18 protein-coding genes, 1 tRNA gene and 1 pseudogene are annotated in these 18,331 nt (G+C 60.4%); 18 read left to right on the top strand and 2 right to left on the bottom strand.

Annotated elements, in window-relative coordinates; translation table 11 throughout:
* Positions 1-64: 64 nt before the first annotated feature.
* The 4 genes and pseudogenes from HMPREF2743_RS00745 to HMPREF2743_RS12570 all read left to right on the top strand — a co-directional run.
* Complete coding sequence (locus tag HMPREF2743_RS00745; RefSeq protein WP_019193801.1) at positions 65-391, top strand: heavy-metal-associated domain-containing protein; 327 nt, start codon at positions 65-67, stop codon at positions 389-391.
* A 51-nt stretch (positions 392-442) separates the two neighbouring features.
* On the top strand, positions 443-2,677 hold the full coding sequence (locus HMPREF2743_RS00735) for a copper-translocating P-type ATPase (RefSeq protein ID WP_070524992.1): 2,235 nt from the start codon (positions 443-445) through the stop codon (positions 2,675-2,677).
* Between the two features lie 47 nt (positions 2,678-2,724).
* On the top strand, positions 2,725-3,339 hold the full coding sequence (locus tag HMPREF2743_RS00730; RefSeq protein WP_049151221.1) for a YdhK family protein: 615 nt from the start codon (positions 2,725-2,727) through the stop codon (positions 3,337-3,339).
* 267 nt (positions 3,340-3,606) lie between these two features.
* Positions 3,607-3,895: pseudogene (locus HMPREF2743_RS12570) on the top strand (IS6 family transposase); the annotation flags it as partial.
* A gap of 386 nt (positions 3,896-4,281) precedes the next feature.
* On the opposite strand, the gene HMPREF2743_RS00725 reads toward HMPREF2743_RS12570, so the two are convergent.
* Complete coding sequence (locus tag HMPREF2743_RS00725; RefSeq protein ID WP_046648642.1) at positions 4,282-5,247, bottom strand: helix-turn-helix transcriptional regulator; 966 nt, start codon at positions 5,245-5,247, stop codon at positions 4,282-4,284.
* A 118-nt stretch (positions 5,248-5,365) separates the two neighbouring features.
* Between HMPREF2743_RS00725 and HMPREF2743_RS00720 the strand changes: the two genes are divergently transcribed.
* A complete protein-coding gene (locus HMPREF2743_RS00720) occupies positions 5,366-5,731 on the top strand; it encodes a VOC family protein (protein WP_046648644.1) in 366 nt (121 codons plus the stop codon).
* A gap of 524 nt (positions 5,732-6,255) precedes the next feature.
* On the opposite strand, the gene HMPREF2743_RS00715 is transcribed toward HMPREF2743_RS00720, so the two are convergent.
* A tRNA-Leu gene (locus HMPREF2743_RS00715) sits at positions 6,256-6,340 on the bottom strand.
* Between the two features lie 190 nt (positions 6,341-6,530).
* Here HMPREF2743_RS00715 and HMPREF2743_RS00710 point away from each other — a divergent pair.
* The 13 genes from HMPREF2743_RS00710 (at position 6,531) to HMPREF2743_RS00650 (ending at position 18,227) form a co-directional block, all read left to right on the top strand.
* Positions 6,531-7,355: a DUF3662 and FHA domain-containing protein gene (locus tag HMPREF2743_RS00710; RefSeq protein WP_070818010.1), complete on the top strand. Its 825-nt coding sequence runs from the start codon at positions 6,531-6,533 to the stop codon at positions 7,353-7,355.
* Positions 7,356-7,399: 44 nt separating this feature from the next.
* The gene (locus HMPREF2743_RS00705) at positions 7,400-7,852 is read left to right on the top strand and encodes an FHA domain-containing protein FhaB/FipA (RefSeq protein WP_070818009.1); all 453 of its coding nucleotides are present in this window, start codon (positions 7,400-7,402) and stop codon (positions 7,850-7,852) included.
* Positions 7,849-9,183 carry a PP2C family protein-serine/threonine phosphatase gene (locus HMPREF2743_RS00700; RefSeq protein WP_070818008.1) on the top strand — a complete coding sequence of 445 codons (1,335 nt, stop codon included), beginning with the start codon at positions 7,849-7,851 and terminating at the stop codon, positions 9,181-9,183. Before HMPREF2743_RS00705 ends, HMPREF2743_RS00700 begins: the two co-directional genes overlap by 4 nt.
* Positions 9,184-10,536 carry an FtsW/RodA/SpoVE family cell cycle protein gene (locus tag HMPREF2743_RS00695; protein WP_070818007.1) on the top strand — a complete coding sequence of 451 codons (1,353 nt, stop codon included), beginning with the start codon at positions 9,184-9,186 and terminating at the stop codon, positions 10,534-10,536.
* Positions 10,533-11,963, top strand: a complete 1,431-nt coding sequence (locus HMPREF2743_RS00690) for a penicillin-binding transpeptidase domain-containing protein (RefSeq protein ID WP_070818006.1) — start codon at positions 10,533-10,535, stop codon at positions 11,961-11,963. The genes HMPREF2743_RS00695 and HMPREF2743_RS00690 overlap by 4 nt, the downstream gene beginning before the upstream one ends.
* The gene (locus HMPREF2743_RS00685) at positions 11,963-13,375 is read left to right on the top strand and encodes a serine/threonine-protein kinase (RefSeq protein WP_070818005.1); all 1,413 of its coding nucleotides are present in this window, start codon (positions 11,963-11,965) and stop codon (positions 13,373-13,375) included. Before HMPREF2743_RS00690 ends, HMPREF2743_RS00685 begins: the two co-directional genes overlap by 1 nt.
* A 6-nt stretch (positions 13,376-13,381) precedes the next feature.
* Positions 13,382-15,322 carry a Stk1 family PASTA domain-containing Ser/Thr kinase gene (pknB, locus tag HMPREF2743_RS00680; RefSeq protein ID WP_070818004.1) on the top strand — a complete coding sequence of 647 codons (1,941 nt, stop codon included), beginning with the start codon at positions 13,382-13,384 and terminating at the stop codon, positions 15,320-15,322.
* 68 nt (positions 15,323-15,390) lie between these two features.
* Positions 15,391-15,666, top strand: coding sequence for a cell division protein CrgA (crgA, locus tag HMPREF2743_RS00675; protein ID WP_010188168.1), 276 nt, complete (start codon positions 15,391-15,393; stop codon positions 15,664-15,666).
* A gap of 15 nt (positions 15,667-15,681) precedes the next feature.
* Entirely contained in the window at positions 15,682-16,758 is a 1,077-nt protein-coding gene (locus HMPREF2743_RS00670) for a sensor histidine kinase (protein ID WP_070818003.1), read from the top strand.
* Positions 16,759-16,809: 51 nt separating this feature from the next.
* Positions 16,810-17,022 carry a hypothetical protein gene (locus tag HMPREF2743_RS00665; protein WP_070818002.1) on the top strand — a complete coding sequence of 71 codons (213 nt, stop codon included), beginning with the start codon at positions 16,810-16,812 and terminating at the stop codon, positions 17,020-17,022.
* Between the two features lie 9 nt (positions 17,023-17,031).
* Positions 17,032-17,685, top strand: coding sequence for a response regulator (locus HMPREF2743_RS00660; RefSeq protein ID WP_070818001.1), 654 nt, complete (start codon positions 17,032-17,034; stop codon positions 17,683-17,685).
* Positions 17,686-17,736: 51 nt separating this feature from the next.
* Complete coding sequence (locus HMPREF2743_RS00655) at positions 17,737-17,982, top strand: ribbon-helix-helix domain-containing protein (protein ID WP_070818000.1); 246 nt, start codon at positions 17,737-17,739, stop codon at positions 17,980-17,982.
* Between the two features lie 2 nt (positions 17,983-17,984).
* A complete protein-coding gene (locus HMPREF2743_RS00650) occupies positions 17,985-18,227 on the top strand; it encodes a hypothetical protein (protein ID WP_039672984.1) in 243 nt (80 codons plus the stop codon).
* Positions 18,228-18,331: the final 104 nt, after the last annotated feature.

The following is an 18,331-nucleotide window of genomic DNA, read 5'->3' as shown; positions in this document are numbered from 1 at the left end:
CCCCAGGGGGGTATCCGCTAGAGAGCGGCATCGCCGCACCCCACCGAACCGAAGGAGCTTTCCCATGATCACCTCCCCGCCCCGCCTCTTGCCGATGGCCTCCCACGGCTGCAGCTGTTGCGGACCTGCCTCACGTGCCGACACTGCCTCCATCCCTGCCGCCAGCGACTCGTCAGCAGGAGGGTCCTCCCCTAGCTACCAGGTCACCGGCCTGACCTGCGGGCACTGCGCGAAAAGCGTGACCCAGGCCCTTCAGGCCCTCCCCCAGGTCGACGACGTCCAGATTGATCTCGCTGCTGGTGGTGTTTCCACCGTCACGGTCACCGGTGCCGTACCTCCGGAGATGGTTCGCCGGGCCATCGAGGAGGCCGGCTACACCGTCTTATCCTGATCAGTTTTACCCATCATCTCGACCCCGACCGGGTTGAGCGAAAGGAACGTCATGAGCACTCCCCACCATTCGGGTGATCACCATGGTGATCACCCCGCTCCGGAAACAGACCACACCCACCACCCGGATCATGCCAGCCACGAACACCACGCACATGCCGACACCCACGGCCAGGCGATGCCCCACGATCACCCGCACTCCGCCCTGGACGAAGACCACCACGTTCATGGTCACGGCGAACACGCCGGACACAGCACCGCAATGTTTCGGGACCGCTTCTGGTGGTCGCTGATTCTGTCCATTCCCGTCGTTATTTTCAGCCCCATGGTCGCCCAGCTGCTCGGCTACCAACTCCCGGCATTCCCCGGATCCACCTGGATCCCCCCGGTGCTGGGCACGATCATCTTCGTCTACGGCGGAACGCCTTTCCTCAAGGGCGGATGGAGAGAATTGAAATCCCACCAACCCGGGATGATGCTCCTGATCGCCATGGCCATCACCGTGGCGTTTGTCGCCTCCTGGGTCACCACTCGGGGGCTGGGCGGTTTTGAGCTGGACTTCTGGTGGGAGCTGGCCCTGCTGGTGACCATCATGCTGCTGGGCCACTGGCTGGAGATGTCCGCTCTCGGGGCCGCGTCCTCCGCGCTTGACGCGCTGGCTGCCCTGCTGCCGGATGAGGCCGAGAAAGTCATCGACGGAACCACCCGCACCGTGGCCATCTCCGACCTGGTCGTCGACGACGTCGTGCTGGTGAGGGCCGGTGCCCGGGTGCCGGCCGACGGAACCATCCTCGACGGAGCCGCCGAATTCGATGAGGCGATGATCACCGGCGAATCCCGTCCCGTCTTCCGCGACACCGGTGACAAGGTGGTCGCCGGTACCGTGGCCACCGACAACACCGTCCGCATCCGGGTGGAGGCTACCGGCGGGGACACCGCCTTGGCTGGGATCCAACGCATGGTTGCCGACGCCCAGGAGTCCTCCTCCCGGGCCCAGGCCCTGGCGGATCGGGCGGCGGCGTTGTTGTTCTGGTTCGCGCTGATCTCCGCTCTGATCACCGCGGTGGTGTGGACCATCATCGGCAGCCCGGACGATGTCGTGGTGCGCACGGTCACGGTGCTGGTCATCGCCTGCCCGCATGCCCTGGGCCTGGCGATTCCGCTGGTCATTGCGATCTCCAGCGAGCGGGCCGCGAAATCCGGGGTGCTCATCAAGGACCGGATGGCGCTCGAGCGGATGCGCACCATCGACGTGGTGCTCTTCGACAAAACCGGCACCCTGACCGAGGGTGCGCACGCGGTAACCGGTGTCGCGGCAGCTGCCGGCGTCACCGAGGGCGAGCTGCTGGCCCTGGCCGCCGCCGCGGAGGCCGACAGCGAGCACCCCGTGGCCCGCGCCATCGTGGCGGCTGCGGCCGCCCATCCCGAGGCCTCCGGTCGGCAAATCCGTGCAACTGGTTTCAACGCCGCCTCCGGCCGGGGGGTCCGGGCCACTGTCGATGGCGCTGAGATCCTCGTGGGCGGGCCGAACATGCTGCGCGAGTTCAACCTCACCACCCCGGCCGAGCTCACCGACGCCACCAGTGCCTGGACCGAGCGTGGGGCCGGTGTGCTCCATATTGTCCGCGACGGTCAGATCATCGGTGCGGTGGCCGTCGAGGACAAGATCCGCCCCGAATCCCGCGCCGCCGTGAAAGCCCTCCAGGACCGCGGGGTGAAGGTCGCGATGATCACCGGCGACGCCCAGCAGGTGGCCCACGCCGTCGGTCAGGACTTAGGCATTGATGAGGTCTTCGCCGAGGTCCTGCCCCAGGACAAAGACACCAAGGTCACGCAGTTGCAGGACCGGGGTTTGAGCGTGGCCATGGTCGGTGACGGTGTCAATGACGCCCCCGCTCTGACCCGCGCGGAAGTCGGTATCGCCATCGGTGCCGGCACGGATGTGGCCATGGAATCTGCCGGGGTGGTCCTAGCCAGTGATGACCCGCGGGCAGTGCTGTCGATGATTGAGCTGTCCCAGGCCAGCTATCGCAAGATGATCCAGAACCTGATCTGGGCCTCTGGCTACAACATCCTCGCCGTGCCGTTGGCCGCCGGAGTGCTCGCCTCGATCGGGTTCGTGCTGTCCCCGGCCGTGGGCGCGATCTTGATGTCTGCCTCGACCATCGTGGTGGCCCTGAACGCCCAGCTGTTGCGCCGCATTGATCTGGATCCGGCTCACCTGGCTCCGACCGACGGGAAGGAGGAACACAGTGGGTCGATATCCCCCGTAACCGTTACTGACTGACCTTGTCTCTCGACCCCTAACTCACACCACCTTTGAAAGGAACGCTCATGAAACGCAGCATTACCCTCGCCGCCTTGGTACTGACCTCCACCCTGGCGCTGACCGCCTGCAGCGACGCCACCGACAACTCCGACGATGCCGACACCACCAGCACCACGACGGCAACCGCAGAGACCAACGAGACCCATCAGGAAGACACCACCACTGCCGACGAAGAGCACGGCGGGCACGACCACCCTGCCGACGGCGGGGCACCGCCGGCAGGCATTGAAGAGGCCGAGGATCCCACGTACCCGGTGGGCACCGAGGTCATCCTCACCGCTGACCACATGCCCGGCATGGACGGGGCCACAGCCACCATTTCCGGGGCGTTTGACACCACGACCTATTCGGTCAGCTACACCCCCACCGAGGGTGGGGCCCCGGTTACCGACCACCGCTGGGTCGTCCATGAGGAGCTCGTCGATCCGGGTCAGGCCCCCCTGCCCGACGGGGCAAGCGTTGTCCTGGATGCCGAGCACATGTCCGGCATGAAGGGTGCTGAGGCCACCATCGATTACTCCACCGAGGAGACGGTCTACATGGTTGATCTCACCGTCGACGGGATGACGATGACCAACCACAAGTGGGTCACCGAGAGCGAGATCCAACCCGCCGAATAGTCCACCTACCCTGAACCGCGAGACCAGACAAGGCACCCGCTCCAGAGTCGGTCATCAATCGCTGCCGACCATGCCGAAGCAAACCAGCCACACACGGAACCTGCACGCCCACAGGGCCCACGCTGAGGTAGGCCTTCTGTGTCACTGCTTCTCTTAGTCAGGGAAATATGCCCTGGAATGACCCTGGTGACAGGAGTTCATTCCAGGGCTTTGGGTGCTGTTGCAAAGTTGGGGCAGTAGGAAGAGCGACGTGAAATAATCACAGCCATGGGTATCTTCTCCGGTCGTCATTTCCCCCGTGACATCATTCTGTGGGCAGTGCGGTGGTACTGCCGCTAGGGGTGAGCTACCGAGACTTGGAGGAAATGATGACTTCAGCGGGGTTTGCCGGTTGATCAACCACGATCTACCGCTGGGTCCAGAAATACGCCCCTGAGCTGGACAAGCAAACACGGTGGTACCGACAGGTACCTGACTGGCAGGCCAGTTCCTGGCGGGTGGTGAGACCTATATCCGGATCGGCGGCAGGGGGTGCTACCTCTATCGGGCGATCACTATGGCCGAAATATTTTGCGTACCTCAACCTCTAAGTCGTGCTCACCTGAATTCTCATGAGTGACATGTAAACCTGCTCTCACACCCTTGGTAGATCACACAGAATCGTCATGGTAAAGACCCTCAATGTGAAGTGGGAAGATTGTAGACCGGCTAAGATGCCCGCACTACGCTGCGGCTTCACCAGTGGTAAGAGGCCCTCGCCCGCCTTGAAGGCGCTCTGAACCTCCAAAGCCCTTACTCCACCACCCTGCGAGTGAAGCGAAAGCCATCGTTACTTACTTTTCTCCAATCATAAGATCCACGAGAGCTCCTAGATTGTTAGCGCACCTCTTACCGTTTTCAGCAGGCCTGTTACGACGGCATCCCAGTGCCCATCTTCGGTCTCTACGATTCAGGATTTGTGGTCCCACTATGTCGTTTCGCAAGTTCATTAGCTAGATCAGCAGTGATTTTTACTGCTTCCGGGGGATCAGTGACCCAGATGTGGTCCCCAAACTGAAGCAATTGCCTTACCCCCTGAATATCCGCATATCCCACCACGATACGGACAAAGTTTTCGTCCACGGGTTCATAATGGATAAGCCGTGATCCCAAAATACGAGATGCCATATCAAGCCGAGTCGCTCGAAGAAGTGCGGTGATTCGAACTGGCATGTCTTCTTCTAATTGCTCAACGAGCTGCGCCCACACCCTTGCCAAACTTTGCCCTGGACGAAGCTGAGCAGCTTGACCTAAAACTCGAAAGGTTTCTAAACGCGAGACTGCCAACATCCTTGGTTCCCCATCGATATCGACGACCAAGTACCAACTTCTACCCTTGTGTACAAGCCCATAAGGATCAGCCACAGCACGTTGTTGCTTCTTGTCCCCGCTTCGGCGATAGGACACCTCAATTCGAGCTTCTTTCCGTACAGCCTCTAGCAACTCTTCTAAGTCGTTTTGGGTTTCATTGCTAAACCAGCCACTGGAATCAAGTAGGACCTTTTCTTCCAAATTATGAGTATCGGACGCTTTAGAGAATGAGACTGCGTTCATTTTCTTCTGCAGCAGGGCGATGTCTTGGCCAAACCCCAAGTGTGCGAGTGAATCTGCCCCGACGCCAAGAATCCTCATCAGCTGAATCTCAGTCGGATCCAATCGAGAAGCGTTCAATCGAGCGCGCCTATCGAGCACAATCCCACCATGCATACCTTGCTCCGTATAAACAGGTATTCCTGCGGCCGAGAGTGCATCAACGTCACGCAGTATTGTGCGCTGGGAAACCTCGAAATGCGAAGCCAGCTCGGCAGACGTAGCACGGCCTCGGGTTTGCAATAGCAAGAGCATAGACAACAAGCGCGCCGATCTCATGCCGTAATTATCACTGGAACCACAATATTTTCCGGAATATGACACTCCTTGTCAGGTTTGTTTGCTCCAATGCACTGCGTCCACGTAAACAACACCACTCACCGAAAGGAGAATGGCGATGCCAACCCCCAATCTTTTCCTAACCTATGTCTCCGATACAGAGATCTCGACTGCCTTCTACAGCGACTTATTCGATATGCAGCCATCGTTCATCAGTCCTCGATATGTAGCATTCGAGATTTCAAAGGATGTCCTGTTTGCTGTGTGGACCGGCCATAACACCCACATGGAGAAACAGACACCGCGAACGAGCGAAATAGGTTTGATGCTGGATGGACCGGCAAGCCGCATCGATGAGACATACCGTCTATGGAAATCGAAAGGAATCCAAATTGTGCAGCCACCCTACGATGATGTCTTCGGCCGCACCTTCGTTGTTGCCGACCCTGATGGAAACCTTATCCGCGTCAGCCCAGTCGATTAACTCCTAGATCAGGATTCAACGACTAGGAAATCCTCCAACACCCGGGAAACACCTCAGTTGGAGGATTCCAAGTGACCCTAAGTAGGATCTCAAGTCAAGGATGGTTTAGGCACACCAGCTTTCCCGTACAACGAACCCCTAAAACTGCTTGGCCTATGGGCGCAGCAGAGATCCACCGAAAGTAATGGCCCGGTCCCAAATCGAACTACGAGATCGAGATCATGCAATAAAACTATTATCCTCTCGACCCTGCCAACCAAACCTAAGCAAACATCAAGCCTCGGACTGACTGCCTACACAATAAACCGAAACTCAAAAGAAGGGTGCCAGATCAAGATGACTTGTTGACACCATCGAAAACAAAATTCGAAAGACGTGTCGACCGGCTCGGGCGGGATTTAGGATGTAAATCCCCACACTTTTAATCCTCGACCGCCAAAATTCAGAAAAACAAAGAAACCGAAGGTCACGAACCCTTTCGAGTTTGTTACCTCCGGTGTCGCAGTTTGTTCAACTGCTCAGCGTGCCCGGGGCGGGACTTGAACCCGCACGTCCTATAAGGACACTGGCACCTGAAGCCAGCGCGTCTGCCAATTCCGCCACCCGGGCAGGGTATTGATGTCTTGGCGACTAGCTAACTTTAGCACGCAGCCCCAGCGAATCTACAAATCCGCTGGCAAACCTGAACTTTCCAGGGAACTTTGCCGCGCGCGTCTACGTTAAGTCAAGGAAAGCACCCTATACTGATCGCTGCTATATCTCTCCCTGAAAACATCCCGAAAGGAGGACGGCCCTTCCTATGGCATTGCTAGATAAGCTCGCCAAGCTGGATTCTTCCCTGCAACGCGGACTGGACAACGGCATGGCCTTTGTCTTCGGCGGTAAGGTCGTCCCCGCTGAGATTGAGGAGCTTCTCAAGCAGGAGGCGCAGGACAATTTGTCCCGCGGTGATGATGGCAAGCTGTATAGCCCCAACGTCATGACCGTCGGCGTATCCTCCAAAGATATCGAGAACCTCTCCCAAGACCGGGGTGTTCCCAAGGATCTAGCTGATCAGCTCACCCGCTTCATCCGTAACAGTGGCTGGTCCCTCGCCGGGCCGGTCATCGTACGCATCGCGGAGGAGTCGGGACTGCGGACTGGGCAGTTGCGCGTGTCCTCCTTTTTGGATCACGAGCCCACCGAAGAAACCGGATTTGATGCGATTTTCCACCACGACCATGGTCAGGAGGACTCTATGACCCAGCCGCACAACGCCGATGAGGCCGCAACCACCGCCTTTATGGCTCCCACCCCGAACGAGCCTGCACCGCAGGGCCCCGCGGTGACGCTCATGCTGCAGGACGGTTCCTCCCGCGTCTACCACGTGCAGGAGGGCTCCAACATCCTGGGCCGCAGCAATGACGCGGACCTGCGCCTGCCGGATACCGGTGTCTCCCGCCAGCACGCGGAGATCACCTGGAACGGCCAGGACGCCGTGCTGGTGGACCTGCAATCCACGAACGGCACCACCGTGAACGACACCCCTATTGAGAACTGGCTGCTTGCCGACGGCGACGTGATCACCCTCGGCCACTCCCACATCGAGGTACGCATCACCGGCCTCGAGAACCAAGGCTATTAAACCACCCCGGCAACGATTATAGATTTTTAGCGTAAGGATTTTCCATGGATTCGATCGTGCTGCTCTCGCTGCGCATCGGCCTGCTGGTGTTGCTGTGGCTGTTTATCTTGGTCGCGCTCAACGCCATGCGCCGCGACGCCAACAAGGCTGCCGGCGTCTACCAAGCATCGTCCCCGGTGAAGGGATCCCAGAGGCGTCGCGAAGCGCCGCGTGAGATCGCCATCGTGGACGGGCCGCTGCGCGGTTCCCACATGGAACTGGGCACGCTCGAAGACTGTACGATGGGCCGCGCACAGGACTGTGACTTTGTCACTGGTGATGATTTCTCCTCCGGCCACCACGCCCGCCTGTTCCGCAGGGGCAGCGAGTGGTTCGTGGAGGACCTCGAATCCCGCAACGGCACCTTTGTTGGTGGCGTTCGCATTGACCAGCCAGAACGAGTCGGAGTCGGCTCCGATATCAAACTTGGCCGAACGACCGTGAGGTTGATGGCATGACTTTAAGCCTGACTTTTACTGCAGTGACGGACCGCGGATTGGTCCGCGAAAACAATGAGGATTCCGCCCACGCGGGCCCGCACCTGCTGGTGCTTGCCGACGGCATGGGTGGACACGCCGCCGGCGAGGTCGCCTCCACCACCATGGTGGAACACATGGCCTCCCTCGAGCGGGATCCGGGTGATAATGACATGCTGGCCCTGCTCGGCGCGGCGGCAGAAGATGCCAATGCAGCAATCCGCGAGCACGTGGACGAGCACCCGGAGACCGAGGGCATGGGCACCACGCTGACCGCCCTGCTCTTTAACGGCTCGGAGTTCGGCGTGTGCCACGTGGGTGATTCCCGCGGCTACCGGCTGCGTGAGGGCAAGCTGACCCAGATCACCAAGGATGACACCTATGTGCAGTCCCTGGTGGATGAGGGCAAGCTCGACCCAGAAGATGTGTCATCCCACCCGCAGAAGTCACTGATTCTCAAGGCCTATACCGGCCGGCCCGTGGAGCCGACGCTCTTCATGCTCGATGCTAAACCGGGCGACCGCCTCCTGTTGTGCTCGGATGGCCTCTCGGATCCAGTGACGGCCTCTACCATCGAGCAGGCGCTGAAGCAGGGCACGGTCGAAGAGGCCGCCACCACCCTGCGGGATCTGGCGCTGCGCTCCGGCGGCCCGGACAACGTCACCATCGTGGTGGCAGAGGTCGTGGAGGGAGAGGGTGATGAGAACGCCCCAGTGACCGTGGGCGCGATCCAGGGCGTCGTCCCGGAGCCAACACACCCGGATTCCTCCGCGAGCCGTGCTGCCAAGCTGATCTCGCCCCCAAAAGCGCAGGCCGCTGAGGAGGAGCCTCAGGACGAACCACAGCGGCGGCCCCAGCGAAGCCGGATTGGGTGGAAGGTCATTGCGTGCCTTGCCATCATCATCGTGCTCGTCATCAGCGGCGGACTCTGGATGAAGAATTATCTGAGCAATAACTATTACGTGGCCACGGATGAAGAGGGCGTCCTCACCATCCAAGAAGGCGCGGACTATGAGATCTTCGGCCGCCCGCTACACCACACGTATCAAAATGCCTGCTTGAGCAAGGAGAACGCGCTCAAGTTGGGGCACGGCGCCTGCGACGGTGATTTCGCACCGTTCGCGCTGAAGGATTTGCCCGAATCCGAACGCGCTGCCGTGGGCAATCTGCCCTCCGGTTCTTATGACGAGGTGCAAACGCAGCTTTCGCAGCTTTCGGACAAGGCGCTCAAGCCCTGCCCGAAGGCGTCGAAGGACGAGAAAAACAAAGATGCCAAGAGCGAATCCAAAGGAAACTGCCGGGAGGTGAAGTAGATGAGTAAGTTCTTTTCCCGCGGCACCGAGTTCGGCCTGCTCGTGCTCGCCACCGTGGTCTTCGCCATCACCCTGGTCAGCCTCGAGTTGTCGCAGGGCAACGTGCTGACCCTCGATGTCCTCTACCTCATCGGCGGTTTCATCGGCGTCTTCGCCGTCGCTCACTTGGTGCTCTGCTTCCTCGCACCCTACGCGGATCAGCTCATGCTGCCCATCGTCGCGGTGCTCAACGGTACTGGACTCATCTTGTTGCAGCGCCTCGACCTGGCGAATGGCGGCGGCCTGGCGGTGCGGCAGGTGATGTGGACCATCGTGGGCCTCATCCTCTTCGCGCTGGTGCTGGTTCTCCTGCGTGATCACCGCTCGCTCACCCGATACTCCTATATCCTGGGCGCGCTTGGCCTCATCCTCCTCGCGTTGCCACTCGTGTGGCCGCAGCCCCCGGGCGTGGACGCCCGCATCTGGCTGTGGCTCGGGCCATTTTCCATCCAGCCGGGTGAGTTTTCCAAGATCCTGTTGATCCTGTTCTTCGCCATGCTGCTGACCCAGAAGCGTTCGCTGTTTACGGTGGCTGGCTACAAGTTCCTCGGCATTTCACTGCCGCGCCTGCGGGATCTCGCTCCCATCCTGGTGATCTGGGGTATTGCCATTGTCATCATGGGTATTTCCAATGACTTCGGCCCAGCCCTGCTGCTTTTTAGCACCGTGCTCGGAATGCTCTTCATGGCCACCAACCGCGTGAGCTGGCTACTCATTGGCGTCATCCTCGTGGGCGTCGGTGGCTTCGGCATCTACCAGATATCGGAGAAGATCCAACAGCGCTTCTCCAATTTCTTGGATCCGCTGGCCAATTATGATTCCACCGGCTACCAGCTCTCCCAAGCACTCTTCGGCATGTCCTCCGGCGGCATTACCGGCACCGGCCTAGGCCAGGGGCATCCGGACATGGTTCCGGTGGCGCACTCCGACTTCATCCTGGCTGGCATCGGTGAGGAGTTCGGCCTCATTGGCCTTACCGCTGTGCTTGTCCTCTTTGCCATGCTCGTCTCCCGCGGCTTCCGCACCGCGCTGACCTGCCGTGATACCTATGGCAAGCTGGTTTCCTCAGGCCTCTCGCTCACCTTGGCTGTGCAGGTCTTCGTCGTCACCGGCGGTATCTCCGCGCTGCTGCCCATGACGGGCTTGACCACGCCGTTCATGTCTGCGGGTGGTTCCTCTCTCATGGCTAACTACATGCTGCTGGCCATCCTGCTGCGGATCTCGAACGCGGCCCGCCGCCCGGCGCGTGAGCTGAGCTCAAACGCACCCACTGACACATCTATGTTCCCTGCCATCCAGGAGGCAAGCCGATGAACCGATCGATCCGCCTCGTGGCCCTCTTTTCCCTGATACTTACCGCCATACTCCTCGTGAACCTCACGGTGGTACAGGCGTTTTCCACCGATAAATACGCCCATAACCCCAAGAATGTCCGCGGTTTTTTGGAAATGCGCACGACTCCGCGCGGCCAGATTTTCGCCGGCAACACGGTCCTGGCGCAGTCCACGGCCGACGCCGAGGGCAACTACTCCCGCTCCTACCCCGCCGACTCCCCGGCCTTCGCCAACATCACCGGCTACCTCTCAGAGCGCTTCGGAGCCTCGCAGCTGGAGGCCTCCCAGAATGACATCCTCAACGGCAAGGATGATTCGCTGTTGGCGCGCAACTGGCTCGATGTGCTCTCCGGCAAGCCCCAGATGGGCGCGAACGTGGAGGTCACCATCGATCCCGCCCTGCAGCAGGCCGCCTACGACCAGCTCGCTGGACCGGGCTATAACGGCGCGGCCGTTGCTATCCAGCCCTCGACGGGCAAGATCTTGGCCATGGCCTCCACCCCGAGCTTTAACGTGTCCGACCTCCTCGGTGATAACGCCAACGAGAGGTGGGAACAGCTGCAGAACCAGGAGGGCACGCCGCTGGTTAACCATGCTGCACAGGACACCCTGCCCCCGGGCTCAATTTTTAAGATCATCACCACCGCCGCTGGTCTCAACAACGGTTTCGAGCCGAACTCCACGCTGACCGGCGCGGCGTCCATTACGCTGCCCGATACCGTCACGGAACTGACCAACTACGGCAACCAGTCCTGCGGCGGCGCGGAAAGCGTGACGCTGCAGACGGCCTTCGCATTGTCCTGCAACACGGCCTTTGTGCAGATGTCGGAGAGCATCGGCGCCGATGAGCTGCGCAAGTACGCCGAAGGCTTCGGCGTGGGTGAGAGGTACTCCCTGGGCGTAGGCACGTCCGCCGGAGCGCTCGGCGAGCTTAGCGACGGCGCCCAAGTCGCCCAATCCGCCATCGGTCAGCGCGACGTGACCATGTCAGCGCTCCAGGCAGCGATCATGGCCGGCACCATCGCCAACAACGGCAAGCGTATGGAGCCCTACCTGGTCAACCGCATCACCGATGCCCAGATGAAGGAACTACGCGCCACCAAACCGCGTCAGGCCGCTGAAGCCGTGAATGAAGAAACGGCCAATACGATCAAGGACCTCATGTTCGCCTCCGAGCGCAACACCTTTGGCTTCGACGGCAACGGTTTCGCCTCCAAGACCGGTACCGCGGAGCACGGCGAGGGCCTTGCCCCGCACGCGTGGTACGTGGCTTTCGACCCGGACAAGGACATCGCAGTCGGCGTCGTGGTCAAAGATGGCGGACACCTTGGTGAAGGCGCAACCGGCGGCCAGGTTTCCGCCCCCATCGGTCGCGCCATCTTGCGCGCATACGGAGGTGAGCAGTAGTGAATAGCGCAGATAACAAGGAGCACCTCCAAGCGCTGATCGGCGGGGACTACCAGCTGCAGTGGATCGTCGGCCACGGCGGCATGTCCACTGTGTGGCTGGCGGATGACGTGCGCAACGACCGCGAGGTCGCACTCAAGGTCCTGCGCCCAGAGTTCTCCGATAACAATGAGTTCCTCTCTCGCTTCCGCAACGAAGCCAAGGCCGCGGAATCCATCGATTCCGACAATGTCGTGGCTACCTACGACTACCGCGAGCTCGAGGACAACGGCCGCACCTTTTGCTACATGGCCCTGGAGTATGTTCGCGGCGAATCCCTGGCGGACCTGCTGGCGCGCGAGGGCGCACTCCCGGAGACACTGGCGCTCGACGTCATGGAGCAGGCCTCCCACGGCCTGTCCGTGATCCACCACATGGGACTTGTGCACCGCGATATCAAGCCCGGCAACCTCATGATCACCCAGAATGGGCAGGTCAAGATCACCGATTTTGGCATCGCCAAAGCCGCCGCCGCTGTGCCTCTTACCCGCACCGGCATGGTCGTCGGCACCGCCCAGTACGTCTCCCCCGAGCAGGCCCAGGGCTACGAGGTTGGCCCGTCGTCTGACGTCTATTCGCTCGGTGTCGTGGGCTATGAAATGCTGGCCGGAAAACGCCCCTTTAGCGGCGATTCCTCAGTCTCGGTGGCGCTGGCGCACATTAGCCAGGCGCCGGAGCCCTTGTCGACGTCGATTAGCGCGCCCACCCGTGAACTGATCGGCATGGCTCTGCGCAAGGACCCGGGCACCCGCTTCGCCGACGGCAACGAGTTCACCAACGCGATCTCCGCCGTGCGCCAAGGCCAGCGTCCACCGCAGCCGAAGTCCGCGGCCTTGGCTCCCATCGCCGCTGAACCTTCTCCTTCCGCGTCCACTGAAATGCTGGCCAACATGGCGCACCCCACCACGGTGCGTCCGGCCGTTTCTGCAGCCCAGACGGAGGAGCGCCCCTCCAAGCAGGGAGGTTTCGGCACTGGTTTGCTCATCGCGGTGGCTATCGCGGCCCTCGTGGCGATCGGGTTCATGGCTTATAGGCTGTGGGGGAACACGACACCGACCCCACAGCCCACGCCAACGGAGGTCATTGTGACCGAAACCGTGGAGCCGGAAACAACGGAAGAAGAGGAAAAGGAAGCCCCTGAGACCGTTGAGATTACCACTGTGGAAGAGGAACCTACTCAAGTCACCGTCACCACGACGCACTCAGTCATTCCCTCCCCGCCCACGACCGCGCAGCGGACCACCCAACACGATCTGCCGACGCTCCCTCCGGAGGAGACGCAACCGCAGGTCGATGACAACACGCTGCCCGAACCCGAACTAGACTCACAGAACAACCCCACCGAAGAATCCGCACTACAGGGAGGCCAGTAACCCGCCATGGTCAGTGATCGGTACCACCTCCGCCAGTCCATCGGCTCCGGCGGCATGTCCGAGGTCTACGAGGCCGAAGACTCCGTCTTGGGGCGCACCGTCGCCATCAAGATGCTGCGCCCCGACATGGCGCGCGACGTTAACTTCCGTGAGCGCTTCCGCCGCGAGGCCCAGAACTCCGGCAAACTCAACCACCCGAACATCGTTGCTGTCTTCGATACCGGTGAAAAGGACGTCGACGGCCTGATGGTGCCGTATATCGTCATGGAATACGTGCAGGGCCGCACCTTGCGCGACATCGTCCGAGAGGATGGCCCCATGTCGGTGGCGGAGGCCGCGCGCGTGCTCAAGCCGGTGGCGGAGGCCCTCCAGTCCTCCCATGAGGCCGGCATCATCCACCGCGATATCAAGCCGGCCAACATCATGCTGACCAACACAGGCCAAGTGAAGGTCATGGACTTCGGCATCGCCCGCGCGCTGGATGATTCCACGTCGGCGATGACGCAGACCTCTGCTGTCATCGGTACTGCGCAGTATCTTTCCCCGGAACAGGCCCGTGGCAAGCCTGCCGACGCCCGCTCCGACGTCTACGCTCTCGGCTGCGTCATGTATGAAACGGTCACTGGGCGCACCCCGTTTGAAGGTGAAACGCCCTTCGCTGTGGCCTACCAGCACGTGCAGGAGGATCCAACGCCCCCCTCGGAGCTCATCGACGAAGAGCTCACGGAGAGAGAGCGTCTTGGCGTCGACGCCGTCGTGCTCACGGCAATGGCCAAGCACCCGGCGGATCGCTACCAATCCGCCTGGGAGATGGGCGATGACCTTGACCGTTTGGCGCAGGGCCAGCTGCCGGAGGCGGCGCGCTCCCACGTCAACGACGAAGATCACCCCACCACGATGGTGGCACCCGTAGCCGCACAACACCGTGCGCCGGTGGCCTCCACCCGCCCTTCGGAGGACGAGGAATCCGGATCGGGCTTGAAGTGGCTGGCGGCCTTGCTCGCCGCTTCCCTCATCGCCATCATTGGCTACTTTGCCTGGGATTTCTGGGATAGCTCCCGCCAAGAGGCCCGCGAGCGCGAACAGGAGCAGCATGAAGCAGCTCAGCGCGCGAACATGGTCACTGTCCCGAAGGTGGCCAACCGCCCGCGCAATGAAGCGGTCGAAGAGCTGGAAAAGCTTGGTCTGCTGGTGACCGTCAACGAAGAACCCAGCCCCGATGTGCCGCGCGGCAAGGTCATCCGCGTCAACCCGGCGGAAGGATCAGAGCTGCAGAAGAATTCTTCGGTCACGCTGACAGTATCCTCTGGCAAAGAGGTCACCGAGGTCCCTGATATCACCGGCATGAAGCTGGATGAAGCTACCACTGCGCTGGAGGAAGCCGGCTTAGAGCTGAATACCGACGTGGAGCAGGTGAATGATGAGGCACCCGCGGGCGAGATCATTTCCCAGAACCCAGCGGGCGGCGCGCAGCTATCCAAGGGTTCGAAGGTACGCGTCACAGTGTCCAAGGGCCAGAAGGAAGTCAGCGTCCCAGACGTCAGCGGCATGGATCGTGATCGCGCAGTGGACATGCTGTCCTCCATGGACTTTGACGTCACCGTGCATTCGGTGGATTCTGAGCTGCCGGAGAACCAGGTGCTCAGGGTTGTCGAGCAGGGCCAGAAGTTACCCAAGGGCAGCCAGGTCACCCTGGAAGTCTCCAACTCGATGCTCATCCAGGCACCGGATATTACGCATTCCACGCAGCAGGCAGCCGAATCCGCGCTGCGTGCCAAGGGCTGGTCCGGTTCCCTCGACGTGGGCGAACGCATCCCAACGTCTAACCCGATCGACAGCAACAAGATCGGATGGGCGTCGGCAAGCCGCGGCGATGTCATCCGCAAGGATGAGACCATCCAGGTCCGGTTCTGGGAGTTTGACCCGGCAGCACTGCTGCCGCAGTAGCTCTCATTGCCGCAGCTGCTAAGGTATCTCACAGATTAACCACCCCTATTCTTCGTGAAGGTGTAATAATGCCAAAGTCCAAGATCACGACGGAGGGCTCTGCACTCCCGCAGTCCTCCAGCTCTGCTACTAACCGCACCCCGGTCAAGATCAACTCTGAGGGCACCCCGAAGTGGTACATCGCCATCATGCTGGGCCTCATGCTCCTCGGCCTGCTCTGGCTGGTGGTGAACTACCTGGCCGGCGAGTCCATTCCGTTCATGCAGGAGCTGGGACCGTGGAATTACGGCATCGGCTTCGGCCTGGCCATCATCGGTCTGTTGATGACGATGGGCTGGCGTTAGTTTTCATCGCCGCCGATGAGCTCCTCGAGGTTCTATAGCATCGCTGGCGTTGGCTGCATCATTTTGGTGATGCTCACCGTCACGCTGGATAAAAACTTCCTCACCCCCGGCGCACTCGTACTTGCCGGCCTCGGCGTTTCCCTGACGCCACTGGCCATCCGCCGCCCACTTGCGGCGGCCTGCGGGTACGGTGCGCTTTTTGCGCTTGCTATGTGGTGCCCAGACTGGCGGTCTTTCCTCCTCTTGGCGTGGAGCCCCGTCATCGTGGGCATCGTGGCGTTTCGTACACGCTGGCTGTGGTCGGTTCCCCCAGCGGTGGTGTACACATACCTCGTCACGACGGATCCTTCGATTAATTATCTGCCTGATTTCGACCCGTTAAACCTGTCGATACCGTTCGTCTTGTATGCGGTTTCCATCGTCATTGGGGCCGCGCTGCGCAAAACCCGGGACCAGCGTCTCGCCGCTGAGCATCGCGCCGCCGAGCAGCGCGAGGCGCTGATGACCGCCCTCCATGATTCGGTAGCTGCGACGCTCACCTCCGTGGTCATGCGCTCCGAAACCTTGGCGTTGACCCAAACGGATCCTTCTGCGGCCGACTCCGCGGAAGCGATTGCTGACGACGCCCGCCGGGCCATGGGCGAGGTCCGCGACCTGCTACGCGTGATGAAGAATGAGAGCGTGACTCAGGGAGTTAAGTCCTTGGAAGAAGACCTCGACACCATGGTTAGCTTCCTGAGCAGTCATGGTTTTCAGTGCGAAGCACAGACCAATATGGGCAAGAACGGTGAGCTTGCGCTGCCGGAAAAGCTCTCCCTCGTGTTCTCTGAGCTCGCCATCAACATCCTCAAGTACGCTCGCCCTGAATCCCGTGTGAGCATCGAGGCCACTGGCAACTCCAAGTCCATCGACCTCGTGATCACTTCCGAGATTGCGGCACAACAATCACGTCAATACATGACGACGAATCTGGGCTTGGGGGAAATCGCCCGCCGCGTTCGCCGAATGCACGGCACATTCGGCAGCGGCAAAGAAGGTGATCACTGGATCACTCGCCTTACTCTTCCCACCGCCCACCTAAGAAAAACATAGTAAACTTGCCCGGTAGTTCACCGAATTCTAAATCTCACAAGGTAAATAGACATGCGTTCTTCCCTCACCGTTGCCGCCGCAGCTCTCGTGCTGTTTTCCGCACCAATCGCCAGTGCTGCCGAGACTCCTGTTGAAGCTACCGCTGAAACCACCGCTACTGAGAGCACTGAGTCCACCGGATTCACCTTCTACAAGTCTTTCGCGGGCGAATTCGCCGACCACTTCCGTTGCTCTACCAGCCCCCAGCGTTGGTGGTGCGGCTAAACTGTTCCCATGAGCATTCGGGTTTTCCTCGTTGACGATGATGAGCTCGTTCGCTCGACGCTCCGCGTCTATTTCCAGACCACCGAGGACATCACGGTGGTCGGTGAGGCAACCAACGGCGCGGATTGCTTGACCCAGCTTGAAGAAGCCAAGCCGGACCTCGTCCTCGCCGATATTCACATGCCGCACATGGACGGCATCACGCTGCTCAAGCACTTGAACTCCGCGCCGAATCCTCCGACGTTTTTGGCGGTAACCGCTTTCGACTCGGATGACACGATGCTGAAGATCCTCCGGGCGGGCGGCGCGGGTTATATCTTGAAGAACCAACGCCCGCGCTCAATCATCGAGGCGGTTCGCGCCGCCGTGGAGGGTGGCACCGTCGTGGCACCCGCCGCCATGCATCGCTTGGTGGACTACATCGGTGAGCCCGCCACCCCACGCGATCCCGTCGCCGCCGCCATTGATAGCCACGAGCTTCACGACGCCGAAATTGCCGTCCTCAAACTCCTCCTCGCCGGCAACTCAAATTCAGAGATCGCTGCCGCCACCGGCTATTCCGAGTCCGCCGTGAAGAAGCATGTCTCACGCCTCATCACCATCTTCGGCGCCAGCACGCGCCTGAACCTGGTGACCAAGATTCTGGGCGGCGCTGGCTCCTAGTCCGAACTTCACTCTAGCGACAGAGCCTCTTTTCGTAATACGATTACGGTTATGAAGACTATCAATGGACAGCCGATCAGCGAAGAGCAAATTGATGAATGGGTAATGGAAGCCGAAAATGGTTACGACGTGGAGACTCTTCGTACTCGGGGGCGGAAACCCCGCGACAACCAGGCCGCAAAGATTATCTCGATCCGCCTTTCGCCCAATGAAATTGCAGACTTGGACAAGTATGCCGCAGCGCATGGATGGTCTAGGTCACAAGCAATCCGTGAAGCGCTAAGAAAAGCCATTTAAAAATGGAGGTTCGCCGGAGCGCCACAAAACACGGCATCAAGCCGGAGGATTCCGTAACCGCAGCAACATCAACTTGTGTCTTTAAAGCTCCACTCGACGACGAGAACCCACAGCGAGAACTTCGCCTCGGATTCGACGGCTCAATGAGATTACTTGAGCTCGTTGTTCTTATCTGGGACGACGGGACCGAGACCATCATTCATTCCATGAAGGCCCGCAAGCAGTACCGCGCTCTGCTCGATTAACGGGCTTCTCCCCCAAATGGCGGAGGCAAAAGAATGCCTGCTTAGGCGATGTTTCTCATGCCCCTGATCAATATCGTCAGAGGTATGAACACCGTATTCACTGC

Source organism: Corynebacterium sp. HMSC036D02 (assembly GCF_001836165.1).
GTDB lineage: Bacteria > Actinomycetota > Actinomycetes > Mycobacteriales > Mycobacteriaceae > Corynebacterium.
This window is presented reverse-complemented; position numbering and strand designations above follow the sequence as displayed.

Bases quoted from the DNA above. Each gene is read 5' to 3' on its own strand.
- HMPREF2743_RS00745 (WP_019193801.1), top strand. From the start codon at position 65: ATGATCACCTCCCCGCCCCGCCTCTTGCCGATGGCCTCCCACGGCTGC.
- HMPREF2743_RS00735 (WP_070524992.1), top strand. From the start codon at position 443: ATGAGCACTCCCCACCATTCGGGTGATCACCATGGTGATCACCCCGCT.
- HMPREF2743_RS00730 (WP_049151221.1), top strand. From the start codon at position 2,725: ATGAAACGCAGCATTACCCTCGCCGCCTTGGTACTGACCTCCACCCTG.
- HMPREF2743_RS00725 (WP_046648642.1), bottom strand. From the start codon at position 5,247: ATGAGATCGGCGCGCTTGTTGTCTATGCTCTTGCTATTGCAAACCCGA.
- HMPREF2743_RS00720 (WP_046648644.1), top strand. From the start codon at position 5,366: ATGCCAACCCCCAATCTTTTCCTAACCTATGTCTCCGATACAGAGATC.
- HMPREF2743_RS00710 (WP_070818010.1), top strand. From the start codon at position 6,531: ATGGCATTGCTAGATAAGCTCGCCAAGCTGGATTCTTCCCTGCAACGC.
- HMPREF2743_RS00705 (WP_070818009.1), top strand. From the start codon at position 7,400: ATGGATTCGATCGTGCTGCTCTCGCTGCGCATCGGCCTGCTGGTGTTG.
- HMPREF2743_RS00700 (WP_070818008.1), top strand. From the start codon at position 7,849: ATGACTTTAAGCCTGACTTTTACTGCAGTGACGGACCGCGGATTGGTC.
- HMPREF2743_RS00695 (WP_070818007.1), top strand. From the start codon at position 9,184: ATGAGTAAGTTCTTTTCCCGCGGCACCGAGTTCGGCCTGCTCGTGCTC.
- HMPREF2743_RS00690 (WP_070818006.1), top strand. From the start codon at position 10,533: ATGAACCGATCGATCCGCCTCGTGGCCCTCTTTTCCCTGATACTTACC.
- pknB (WP_070818004.1), top strand. From the start codon at position 13,382: ATGGTCAGTGATCGGTACCACCTCCGCCAGTCCATCGGCTCCGGCGGC.
- crgA (WP_010188168.1), top strand. From the start codon at position 15,391: ATGCCAAAGTCCAAGATCACGACGGAGGGCTCTGCACTCCCGCAGTCC.
- HMPREF2743_RS00670 (WP_070818003.1), top strand. From the start codon at position 15,682: ATGAGCTCCTCGAGGTTCTATAGCATCGCTGGCGTTGGCTGCATCATT.
- HMPREF2743_RS00665 (WP_070818002.1), top strand. From the start codon at position 16,810: ATGCGTTCTTCCCTCACCGTTGCCGCCGCAGCTCTCGTGCTGTTTTCC.
- HMPREF2743_RS00660 (WP_070818001.1), top strand. From the start codon at position 17,032: ATGAGCATTCGGGTTTTCCTCGTTGACGATGATGAGCTCGTTCGCTCG.
- HMPREF2743_RS00655 (WP_070818000.1), top strand. From the start codon at position 17,737: ATGAAGACTATCAATGGACAGCCGATCAGCGAAGAGCAAATTGATGAA.
- HMPREF2743_RS00650 (WP_039672984.1), top strand. From the start codon at position 17,985: ATGGAGGTTCGCCGGAGCGCCACAAAACACGGCATCAAGCCGGAGGAT.